This window comes from Micromonospora sp. WMMC250 (assembly GCF_027460215.1).
GTDB classification, from domain to species: Bacteria; Actinomycetota; Actinomycetes; order Mycobacteriales; family Micromonosporaceae; genus Micromonospora; species Micromonospora taraxaci.
Genome location: NZ_JAPZBJ010000002.1, coordinates 424436 through 434596 on the forward strand (window position 1 = coordinate 424436; position 10161 = coordinate 434596).

The following is a 10161-nucleotide window of genomic DNA, read 5'->3' on the forward strand; positions in this document are numbered from 1 at the left end:
CCATGTACCAGCCCGCGATCGACCTCGACACCGTCACGGCGATCGACATGCACGTGCACATCGAGGTCGACGACCACGGTCACGCCTCACTACCCGAACCTCTCGTGGCGGCGGCGTCGGCGTACTTCCGGACGGACGGCCCACGGCCGGCGGTCGGCGCGGTGGCCCAGTACTACCGCGAGCGGAGCATGGCGGCTGTCGTCTTCACCGTCGACGCGCGTACGCAGCTGAGGCACCAACCACTGTCGAGCGCCGACATCGCCCGCGCGGCGGCCGAGCACGCCGACGTGCTCATCCCGTTCGGTTCGGTCGACCCGCGTACGGGGGAGGCCGCCCTCGACCTCGCCACCAGGCTGATCGAGGAGGAGGGCGTACGCGGCTTCAAGTTCCACCCCACAGTGCAGGGCTTCGACCCCAGCCACGACGAGTACGCGCCGCTGTGGGGTCTCCTTGAGCGGGCCGGCGTCCCGGCGCTCTTCCACACCGGGCAGACCGGCATCGGCGCGGGCACCCCGGGCGGCTACGGCCTGCGGCTCGGCCTGTCGAATCCGATCCTGCTCGACCCGATCGCCGCCGACTTCCCCGACCTGCAGATCATCATGGCCCACCCGTCGGTGCCCTGGCAGGACGAGGCGTTGTCGGTGGCCACGCACAAGCACAACACCTGGATCGACCTGTCCGGCTGGAGCCCGAAGTACTTCCCGGCCGAGTTGGTGCGCTACGCCAACTCGGTGCTGAAGCGGCGGGTGCTCTTCGGCACCGACTACCCCCTGCTCACCCCCGACCGGTGGCTGCACGACGTGCAGACGACCGATCTCAAGCCGGACGTGCTTCCGGGCATCCTCAAGGACAACGCGGCCCGGCTGCTGGGCCTCGCCCGGTGACGACGAGAGGAAGCGCCATGACGACGACCATCACCTACGAGCGGCTGGGCGACCTCGCCGGCACCGATCTCGGTCACACCGAGTACCGCACTGTCACCCAGGACCAGGTCGACCTGTTCGCGGACGCGACGGACGACCACCAGTGGATCCACGTCGACCCCGAGCGGGCGAGGACCGGCCCGTTCGGCGCGCCGATCGCGCACGGCTTCCTCACCCTCTCCCTGGCCGTTCCCTTCTGGACCGAGCTGCTCGAGGTCAAGGGCGTGACCACGAAGGTCAACTACGGGCTCGACAAGGTGCGCTTCCCCACGCCGGTCGTGGTCGGGGCGCGGGTACGCATGCGGGCCACCGTCGCGGAGGTCGTCGAGGTGCGCGGTGGCTACCAGATCGCCGTCGACCAGACGATCGAGATCGAGGGCGGCACCAAGCCGGCGGTCGTCGCGAGAGGGTTGTACCGCTTCTACGCCTGAACCCGGGGGCGTCCGTCGAGCCGGGTGAGCACACCACCTCCACCACCGGGAGACTGATGATGCACCAGCACGGAATCGGCGCCTGGTTGGTCAAGCGCCGGCTCAAGTCCCCGCACACTGTCGCCCTCATCCACGGCGACGGCTCGACGATGACGTACGGCCAGTTCGCCGACGCCACCGACCGGATCTCGGCCGTGCTGAGCGCGTGGGGCGTCGGCAGGGGTGACGCGGTCGCCTACCTGGGTGAGAACAGCCCTGAGTTCCTTCAGGTGATGTTCGGGGCGGCGCAGGTCGGAGCCATCTTCGTGCCGGTCAACACCCGGCTCGCCGCACCCGAGATCGCGTACGTGCTCGCGGACTGCGACGCACGGGTGCTGATCCACGACCCGGATTTCGCGGTGCCGGTGGCGGCCGCCACGTCGACCGCCCGGACCCCGCACGTCCTCGTCACCGGCGAGGGCACGGCGGACCGCCCCGGTCTGGCCCACCTGGCGCGCAGCGCCGCCGCGTTCACCGACCACGCCGACACCACCCACCGGGAGCCGGCGGCGATCGTCTACACCTCGGGCACGACCGGTCGGCCCAAGGGCGCCGTGCTGACCCACGGCAACCTCACCTGGGTGGCGCTCAACTGCGTGGTCGACTACGACGTCGTCTCCACCGACGTCGCGCTCATGATCTCGCCGCTGTTCCACGTCGCCTCGCTCGGCATGGGCGCTCTGCCCGTCATCCTCAAGGGCGCCACGATGGTCATCGAGAAGGGCTTCGAGCCGGGCCGCGCGCTCGCACAGATCGAACGGCACGGGGTCACCATGCTCAGCGGCGTGCCGACCACCTACCAGCTGATGGCCGACCATCCCGCCTGGGCGTCGACCGACCTGTCGACGCTGACGAAGCTCACCTGCGGAGGTTCGGCGGTGCCCGCCCGCATCCTCAACGCGTACGAGGCGCGGGGTCTGTCGTTCGCACAGGGGTACGGCATGACCGAGGCGTCGCCGGGTGCGACCGCGCTGCCCGCGACGATGACCCGCGTCAAGCAGGGCAGTGTCGGTCTGCCGCACTTCTTCACCGACGTGCGGATCACCGACCCGACCGGTGCGGTGCTGCCCACCGGCGGTGTCGGCGAGATCGAGGTGGCCGGCCCCAACGTCTTCCCCGGCTACCACGGGCGCCCGGAGGCCACCGCCGAGGCGTTCACGGTCGACGGGTGGTTCCGCTCCGGCGACCTCGGCCACCTGGACGCCGACGGCTACCTCTACATCTCCGGCCGCCTCAAGGACATGATCATTTCCGGGGGCGAGAACATCTACCCGCTCGAACTCGAACAGCTCATCACCGAGATCGACGGGGTGACCTCGGCGGCGGTCATCGGCGTACCGGACGAGCGGTGGGGAGAGGTGCCGTGGGCGATAGTGACAGTACGGGAGGGGGCGTCGGTGGACACCGACACCGTGCGGGCGTGCCTGGACGGCAGGATCGCGCGCTACAAGCTTCCGAAGAACGTCGTCATCGTGGACGAGTTGCCGCGGACGGCGTCGGGGAAGGTGCGGAAGGCTGATCTGCGGACCCGCTTCGGCGTCTAGCCGCGGGCCGGGCCGTGACGAGTGCCGCGAACTCCGCAGTGGAGGCCTCGGCCAGCTTCTGGTGCATCCGGCGGTAGGTCTCCACCGATCTCGTGGCGGGCCATTCCGCGTCCATGAACTCGGCCGGCAGCCTCGGGTCGGCGCGCAGCAGCGCGAGCCAGTCCGCTACGAGCATCGTCCGTACGGTCAGGGCGCTGGACACCATCGTCGCCGCGGACGGGTCGTCCCACACCTCGATGAAGGCGAGGTGCGCTCGCCGGATGGCCTCGATGTCCCACGCGGCGCGGACGCTCTCGCCGATGGGGAACCCGGCGAGTTCGCGGGCGTGGAAGGCGACCACCGTGTTGGGGGCGAGGTCCTGGCGCAAGGGCTCCAGCGACCCGGCGAGGTCGACCTCGCCGGGCGCGAGCCAGAGCCCGTCGCGGATCGGCGCGAAGCCCTCCCAGGTGAGGGTCGAGCGCAGCCGGTGCCGCAGCATCCGCTGCCCCTCGGGGATCGAGAAGGTGACGAGCGTCCACCCGCTGCCCTGGGGGTCGAACGGCCGCGGCCCGCGAACGCGGTCCTTCGCCTCGCGCAGCACCGCCACGCCGTGCTCGGTCAGTGAGAACAAAGTCTCCCGGCCACTCCTGCTGCGGGCCAGGATGCCGCTGTGCACGAGACGGTCGAGGGTCGCCCGGGTGGCCGGCGCGGCGACGTCGGCACCCTCCAGCACGGTGATCAGGACGCTCGCCCGGATCGGCCCCGTGTCGCCGTCGACGACATGCTCGCCGAAGAAGGCGAGCAGCAACTGCTTCGGCTGACGACTACCCACGGCGGTTCCCTTCGGCGAACTCGTTGCCCTGGCCGCCGGTCACCGCGCGGGTCGCGGGGCCACGGCCTGCCCGCGTTTGGCCCGCTGGATCTGGTCGTAGACGTGCGTCCGCAGTTCCGTGAAACGGGGCAGGGCGCGGGTCGTGATCTGATCGCGCTCCGGCGGCAGGTCGATCGCGAGGTCCTCCTGGACCCAGGTCGGCGACGTGGACAATACTAGAACCCGCTGTCCGAGATACACCGACTCGTCGATGTCGTGGGTGACGAAGACGATCGAGATGGTCCGGCTGGCGTGCAGCTCACGCACCAGGTCCTCCAGGTCGGCCCGGGTCTGCGCGTCCACGGCCGCGAACGGTTCGTCCATGATCAGCACGTCCGGCTCGTAGGCGATCGCCCGCGCGATCGCCACGCGCTGCTGCATCCCCCCGGAGAGCTGCCACGGGTGGCTCCGCGCGGCGTGCGCGAGACCCACCGCCTCCAGGGCGTCGACGACCAGCTTGTCCCGGTCCGCGCGGGGGAGCTTCTTGTGCCGCAGCGGGAGCTCCACGTTCCCGCGCACAGTCAGCCAGGGGTAGAGGCTGCGACCGTACTCCTGGAACACGACGGCCATGGCGGGGCTCGGGCCGGTCACCGGCGCGCCGTCCATCTCGACCACGCCGCTGGTGGGTCGCAGCAGGCCGGCGAGGCACTTCAGCAGGGTGGTCTTGCCGCAGCCGGACGGTCCGACGATGCAGACGAGCTCACCGGCCCGCATCGTGAAGCTGATGTCCCCGATCGCCTCGACGTCGCCCGTCGCGGACTCGTAGACCTTCCGAAGGTGCTCGACCCGCAGCAGGGCGTTCCGATCAGGCACGGTTGACCTCCCTGATTCCGTGGTACCAGCGCAGGACGCGCCGTTCGACGAGACCGAAAGCTACGGCGAGGAAGACGCCGACGAGACCGAGCAGGAGGATGCCGCTCCACATCTCGGCGATCAGGTAGTTGCGCTGGAAGTAGGCGATCCGGTAACCGAGGCCGGAGGACGAGGCGAACATCTCGGAGATGACCATCAGGATCAGCGCGACAGACAGGGCCTGACGGACGCCGGCCATGATCCGTGGGCTCGCGGCCGGGAGCACGAGGAACCAGAGCCGCTCCCACCAGGACACCCGGAACGAACGCGCCGTCTCCGTCATGACGCTGTCCGTGCCCCGGACACCCTCGATCGTGTTCAACAGGATCGGCCAGACCGCCCCGGAGACGATCACGACCACCTTCATGGTGTCGGTGATCCCGAGCAGGAGCATGGCCACCGGAATCAGCACCGGAGGCGGGATGGCCCGGAGGAACTCCAGCAGCGGTTCGAGGAGCTCACGCAGCCAGTGGGTCAGGCCGATCATGGTGCCGGCGGCGATGCCCAGCACGATCGACGCGGCGACACCGAGGCCGAGTCGGGCGAGGCTCGGCAGCACGTCCTCGACGAACGCCGGGCCGACCCAGGTCTCCCGGAACGCCTCGGCGATCGTCAGCGGGTCGGGGAAGAACTGGCTCGTCGCTCTCGTCGCCACCAGACCCCAGAGCAGCAGGAGCAGGATCGGCAGCCCCAGCGCGTGGAGAATGCTGCTCGCGATCCGGGTCCCGACGTTGCGGCTGCGCTGCGTGGTGGCGAGCCGGCCGGTGTACGAGGTCACCGCACCTCCTCTCCTCGTACCGACTGGTGCCAGGACAGCACCCGACGCTCGACGAACCGGAAGACGAGGTTCACCGTGAGCCCGAGCAGACCGGTCACCACGACCAGCGCGTACAGGCCGGCGGCGTCTCCGGCGGAGCGGGACAGCTCGATCATGCGCCCGAGCCCGGGATTGCCGATCACCATCTCCGCGGTGACGGCGAGGATGAGCGCGACCGCCGCCGCGAGCCGCAGGCCCGTCATGAGGTACGGCAGGGTGGTCGGCAGGACGAGGTGCGACAACTGCTCCCGCCGGGTCAGACCGAAACTGCGGGCGGTGTCCCGGGCCACCGCGTCGACGTCGGCGACGCCGTAGATCACCTGCACGAACACCTGCCAGAACGACGCGTAGATGATGATGACGAGGGCGGCCTGCATCTGGATGCCGAACAGCAGCACGGCGAGCGGGATGAGGGCGACCGACGGGATCGGGCGCAGGAACTCGACGGCCGTGTGGGTCGCGCGCCGCAGGAACGGCACCAACCCGACGACGGTCCCGAGCACGACCGCGGCGAGCGTCGCCACCGTCAGACCGATCGCCCAGGACGTCATGGTGCTGCCCAGCCGCCGCCAGAACGCGAGGTCGACGAGCTGCTCGAACAGCCGGACCAGCACGTCCGTCACGTAGGGCAGGTACAGCGGGTTGACCAGGCCCAGCGTCGGGATCAGCTGCCAGACGACGAGGAACCCGGTCAGGCCGACCGCGCCCAGCACGGCCCTGCGTAACGCGCGCTGGCGTCGGGTGGAGAACACGCGCATGTCACTCCCGTCGTCACGCGGGCGGCGAGGCCCTCCCCGGACCGGAGAGGGCGGGATCGCGCCGGCTACTTCTGCTGGATGAGACGGTCGAAGTTGGGTTGCTTGTCGAGCACCTTGTACTTCTGCGCGAGATCGGCGAGCGTCTGCAGGCTGGACCTGTCGACCTCCCACCCGAAGGCCGGGAGTCGCACCGAGTCGGCCACCGGCGGGGGCAACTGCAGGTTGTCCTTGATGGCCTGTCGCAGGGGTGCGATGTTGGCGGGGTCGTTGGCCCACTGCAACGTCTTCTTCATCGCCGCCGTGAAGTCCTCGACCAGCTTGGCGTCCTTCTCCGTGCGTTCCTTGGTGGTGATCGTGGTGAGGGTGGTCAGACCGGGCACCACCGCCTGGTAGGGCGCGACGACGAAGGTGTCCCCACGGGCCTTCAACTGCGTGACGAACGGCTCCGGCACCCAGGCGGCGTCGATGTTGCCGGACTCCAGTTGGGCCGGGGCGTCCGGGAAGGCGACCTCGACGAACTTGATCGCCTTGGGATCGCCGCCGTCCTTCTCGACCGCCGCCATGATCGTCACGTCGCCGGCGGCGCCGAGGCTGTTGACCGCGACCCGCTTGCCCGCGAGGTCGGCCGGCCGCTTGATGCCGGACTTCGCCGAGGCCACCACGGCGTTGATGTCGTCGCCGTCGGCGTACGAGGAGGCGTAGTTGCCGATGATGACGACGCCGAGATCGCGCAGGTCGGCGCGGAACGGGCCGAAGGGCTGGCCGATCGCGAAGTCGATGTCGCCGTTCATCAGGGCGGGGATGGCCTGCGCGCCACCCTGGGCGGGCAGCACCTCGACCTGGAGCCCGCGTTCGGCGAAGTGCCCTGCCTTGATGCCGCCCCAGAGTGCGGCGGTCTCGGTGATGGGCAGCGCCGCGACCCGGACCTTGCGCAACTCGCCCGAGGTCTGTTCGGACGGCTTTGAGGCGTCGGAGTCGGTACATCCGGTGAGGGCGATCGCGGTAGCGGCGATCAGCCCGAGAGCCATGACCTTCTTCATTGACGAGGCCCTTCCTGGGCGGGGGTGGTGGGTGCGTCGGAAGTCGGCGGATGCCTCGGATCTGCAGGTGAACTACCGCTGCGTGGGGGCGCACGCCGCTGTGGTGGCCATGGTCAGTCACCCCGGCATCGAAAGTCAATAATTTCTGACGCCCGTCATGAATAAGTTGAATAATGCGCCGTGACGTGGCCGCGCTCAGACCTCGGGCAGACCCACGTAGTTCTCCGACAGGCTCCTGGCGTAGGCCTCCGAGGTGGCGACGTAGCGCAACGTGGAGGTCTGCAACTTCGTCTCGTACGGGTCGTCGCGCTCCAGTCGGTGCAGCATCGACGTCATCCACCAGGAGAAGTGCTGGGCCCGCCACACCCGGCGCAGGGCCGTCGCCGAGTAGGCGTCCAGCAGGTCGGCGCGCCCCTCGTCGTACCACGCGGCGAAGGCGTCCCCGAGCAGCGCGACGTCGGCGAGGGCCAGGTTCATCCCCTTCGCGCCGGTGGGCGGGACGATGTGCACGGCGTCACCGGCCAGGAACAGCCGCTCCCACCGCATCGGCTCCACCACGAAGCTGCGTATTCCGGTGATGGACTTCTCCAGGATCGGCCCCTCGTTGAGCGACCACCCCGGCACCGTCTCCAACCGGGCCCGCAGCTCCGCCCAGATCCGCTCGTCCGGCCACTCGGCGATGTCCTCGTCCGGCGCGACCTGGAGATACAGCCGGGACAGCTCGGGGGAGCGCATGCTGTAGAGGGCGAAGCCCCGTTCGTGGTTGGCGTAGATGAGCTCCTGCACCGCGGGCGGGGCGGCGGCGAGGACCCCCAACCAGGCGAACGGGTACGCGCGCTCGTACGTGGTCAGCACCCCGTCGGGCACCGCGCCACGGCTCACCCCGTGGAACCCGTCGCAGCCCGCGACGAAGTCGCAGTGCAGTTCCTCGTCGCGCCCGTCACGTCGAAAGTGGACGACCGGGGAGGCGCTGCCGAGACCGTCCAACCGGACGACCTCGGCCTCGAAGAGGACCGAGCCACCGGCGGCGAGCCGGGCGGCGATCAGGTCCTTGACCACCTCCTGCTGCCCGTAGACGGTGATCGCCCGGCCCGTCAGGTCGGTCATCGGCACCCGGTGCGACTCCCCGGCGAAGCGCAACTCGATGCCCTCGTGCCGCAGCCCCTCCCGCCGCAGCCGGTCGCCGACACCGGAGCGGCAGAGCAGGTCGACCGAGCCCTGTTCGAGGACCCCGGCCCGCAGTCGGTGCTCGACGTGGTCGCGGCTGCGGCTCTCCAGCACCACGGACTCGATCCCGCGCAGGTGCAGCAGGTGCGACAGCATGAGCCCCGCCGGCCCGGCGCCGACGATGCCGACCTGGGTACGCATTCCCGGCATCCTTCTCGCTCCCTCCGGTCAGAACGGGTACCGCGCGATGCTGCCCCGCACGGTGAGCCACTGGGTCTCGGTGAACGCCTCGACGTTCGCGGCGGGCCCACCGAACCGGGAGCCGGTGCCCGAGGCCCCGACCCCGCCGAACGGCGCCACCGCCTCGTCGCTGACCGTCTGGTCGTTGATGTGCACGATCCCGCTGGGGATCCGGTCGGCGAGAGCCATCGCCCTCATCACGTCCCGGCCGAGGATGCCCAGCGACAGGCCGTACTCGGTCTGCCGGGCCAACTCCACGGCCTCGTCCTGGTCGGCGAAGGTGGCCACCGGCGCGACCGGGCCGAAGACCTCCTGGGCGTACGCCGGGGTCGTGGGGGTGACGTCGGCGAGGACCGTCGGCCGGTAGAACAGCCCCTCGTAGGTGCCTCCGGCCGCCAGTCGGGCGCCCGCGTCGACGCTCGCCGTGACCAGCGCGTGGATCTTGTCGCGTTGGTGCTCGTCGATGATCGGCCCGAGCGCCACCTGCTCCTTCGCCGGGTCGCCGACCGGCAGATGGTCCGCCTTCTCGGCCAACCGCTCCACGTACCGCTCGGCCAGGCTCTCGTGCACCAGGTGCCTTCCGGTGGTCATGCAGATCTGACCCTGGTGCAGGAAGGACCCCCACGCGCCGGCGGAGACCGCGAGGTCCAGGTCGGCGTCGTCGAGCACGATGAGCGCCGAGTTGCCACCGAGTTCGAGGTGCGCCCGCTTGAGGTGACGGGCGGCCGCCTCGCCGACCTTGCGGCCGGCCGCAGTCGAGCCGGTGAAGCTGACCACCCGGACGTGGGGGTCGGCCACCAGCGCCTCACCGACCTCGACCCCGCCCGGCAGGACGTGCAGCAGGCCGTCGGGCAGGCCGGCTTCCTCGAAGACCCGGGCGATCGTGACGCCACCGCAGACGGCGGTACGCGGATCGGGTTTGAGCACCACGGCGTTGCCCAGCGCCAGGGCCGGTGCGACGGAACGGGTGGCCAGGATGAGTGGGAAGTTGAACGGCGCGATGACTCCGACGACGCCGACGGGTAACCGGCGGGCCAGGCTGAGCCGCTGTTGCGCGCTCGGGATGATCTCGCCGAGCGGGTGCGAGGCCAGCGCCGCCGCCTCGTAGCACTCCTGCGCCGCGGTGTCGGTCTCGACGCCGGCCTTGGGCGGGATGCCCCCGGACTCCCGCACGATCCAGTCGCCGATCTCGGCGGCGTGCTGTTCGAACAGGTGCCCGGCCCGACGGAGCACCGCGGCCCGCTCGGCGTAGGCGGTGGCGGCCCAGGCGCGCTGCGCGGTGCTGGCTCGGGCGCAGGCTCGCGTCACGTCGTCGGCGTTCGCCACGCCGACCCGGCCGATCTCCTCCCCGGTGGCGGGGGACCGCACGGCCGCCGTGCCGCCGGCCGGCTCCACCCAGCCGTCGCTGTGCAGCGTGCCGTGCCAGGTCGTGGCGTCCAGCAGTGTCATGGCTGTCCTCCTGGGAGCGTGGGGCCGGTGGGGGTGGTCCCGGGTGGTAGG

At 70.5% G+C, this 10161-nt stretch carries 10 protein-coding genes; 3 read left to right on the forward strand and 7 right to left on the reverse strand.

Annotated elements, in window-relative coordinates; translation table 11 throughout:
- Positions 1-2: 2 nt before the first annotated feature.
- The 3 genes from O3438_RS01945 to O3438_RS01955 are packed head-to-tail and all read left to right on the forward strand — an operon-like array spanning position 3 to position 2937.
- Complete coding sequence (locus tag O3438_RS01945; RefSeq protein WP_269678261.1) at positions 3-884, forward strand: amidohydrolase family protein; 882 nt, start codon at positions 3-5, stop codon at positions 882-884.
- 17 nt (positions 885-901) lie between these two features.
- Positions 902-1354: a MaoC family dehydratase gene (locus tag O3438_RS01950; protein ID WP_269678262.1), complete on the forward strand. Its 453-nt coding sequence runs from the start codon at positions 902-904 to the stop codon at positions 1352-1354.
- A gap of 59 nt (positions 1355-1413) precedes the next feature.
- Positions 1414-2937 (forward strand): acyl-CoA synthetase, encoded by a 1524-nt coding sequence (locus O3438_RS01955; RefSeq protein ID WP_269678263.1) that lies wholly within the window; start codon positions 1414-1416, stop codon positions 2935-2937.
- On the opposite strand, the gene O3438_RS01960 is transcribed toward O3438_RS01955, so the two are convergent.
- The 7 genes from O3438_RS01960 to O3438_RS01990 all read right to left on the reverse strand — a co-directional run bounded on the left by O3438_RS01960 (position 2861) and on the right by O3438_RS01990 (position 10110).
- Positions 2861-3748, reverse strand: coding sequence for a PaaX family transcriptional regulator (locus O3438_RS01960; RefSeq protein ID WP_269678264.1), 888 nt, complete (start codon positions 3746-3748; stop codon positions 2861-2863). The genes O3438_RS01955 and O3438_RS01960 overlap by 77 nt on opposite strands.
- 39 nt (positions 3749-3787) lie before the next feature.
- On the reverse strand, positions 3788-4600 hold the full coding sequence (locus tag O3438_RS01965; RefSeq protein WP_269678265.1) for an ABC transporter ATP-binding protein: 813 nt from the start codon (positions 4598-4600) through the stop codon (positions 3788-3790).
- Positions 4593-5417: an ABC transporter permease gene (locus O3438_RS01970; protein ID WP_269678266.1), complete on the reverse strand. Its 825-nt coding sequence runs from the start codon at positions 5415-5417 to the stop codon at positions 4593-4595. Before O3438_RS01970 ends, O3438_RS01965 begins: the two co-directional genes overlap by 8 nt.
- On the reverse strand, positions 5414-6214 hold the full coding sequence (locus O3438_RS01975; protein WP_269678267.1) for an ABC transporter permease: 801 nt from the start codon (positions 6212-6214) through the stop codon (positions 5414-5416). Before O3438_RS01975 ends, O3438_RS01970 begins: the two co-directional genes overlap by 4 nt.
- A 65-nt stretch (positions 6215-6279) precedes the next feature.
- Positions 6280-7254: an ABC transporter substrate-binding protein gene (locus O3438_RS01980; RefSeq protein WP_269678268.1), complete on the reverse strand. Its 975-nt coding sequence runs from the start codon at positions 7252-7254 to the stop codon at positions 6280-6282.
- Positions 7255-7449: 195 nt separating this feature from the next.
- Positions 7450-8622, reverse strand: coding sequence for a 4-hydroxybenzoate 3-monooxygenase (locus tag O3438_RS01985; RefSeq protein WP_269678269.1), 1173 nt, complete (start codon positions 8620-8622; stop codon positions 7450-7452).
- A 27-nt stretch (positions 8623-8649) separates the two neighbouring features.
- Positions 8650-10110, reverse strand: coding sequence for a benzaldehyde dehydrogenase (locus O3438_RS01990; RefSeq protein ID WP_269678270.1), 1461 nt, complete (start codon positions 10108-10110; stop codon positions 8650-8652).
- Positions 10111-10161 lie beyond the last annotated feature (51 nt).

Bases quoted from the DNA above. Each gene is read 5' to 3' on its own strand.
- O3438_RS01950 (WP_269678262.1), top strand. From the start codon at position 902: ATGACGACGACCATCACCTACGAGCGGCTGGGCGACCTCGCCGGCACC.
- O3438_RS01980 (WP_269678268.1), bottom strand. From the start codon at position 7,254: ATGAAGAAGGTCATGGCTCTCGGGCTGATCGCCGCTACCGCGATCGCC.
- O3438_RS01945 (WP_269678261.1), top strand. From the start codon at position 3: ATGTACCAGCCCGCGATCGACCTCGACACCGTCACGGCGATCGACATG.
- O3438_RS01955 (WP_269678263.1), top strand. From the start codon at position 1,414: ATGCACCAGCACGGAATCGGCGCCTGGTTGGTCAAGCGCCGGCTCAAG.
- O3438_RS01975 (WP_269678267.1), bottom strand. From the start codon at position 6,214: ATGCGCGTGTTCTCCACCCGACGCCAGCGCGCGTTACGCAGGGCCGTG.
- O3438_RS01990 (WP_269678270.1), bottom strand. From the start codon at position 10,110: ATGACACTGCTGGACGCCACGACCTGGCACGGCACGCTGCACAGCGAC.
- O3438_RS01985 (WP_269678269.1), bottom strand. From the start codon at position 8,622: ATGCGTACCCAGGTCGGCATCGTCGGCGCCGGGCCGGCGGGGCTCATG.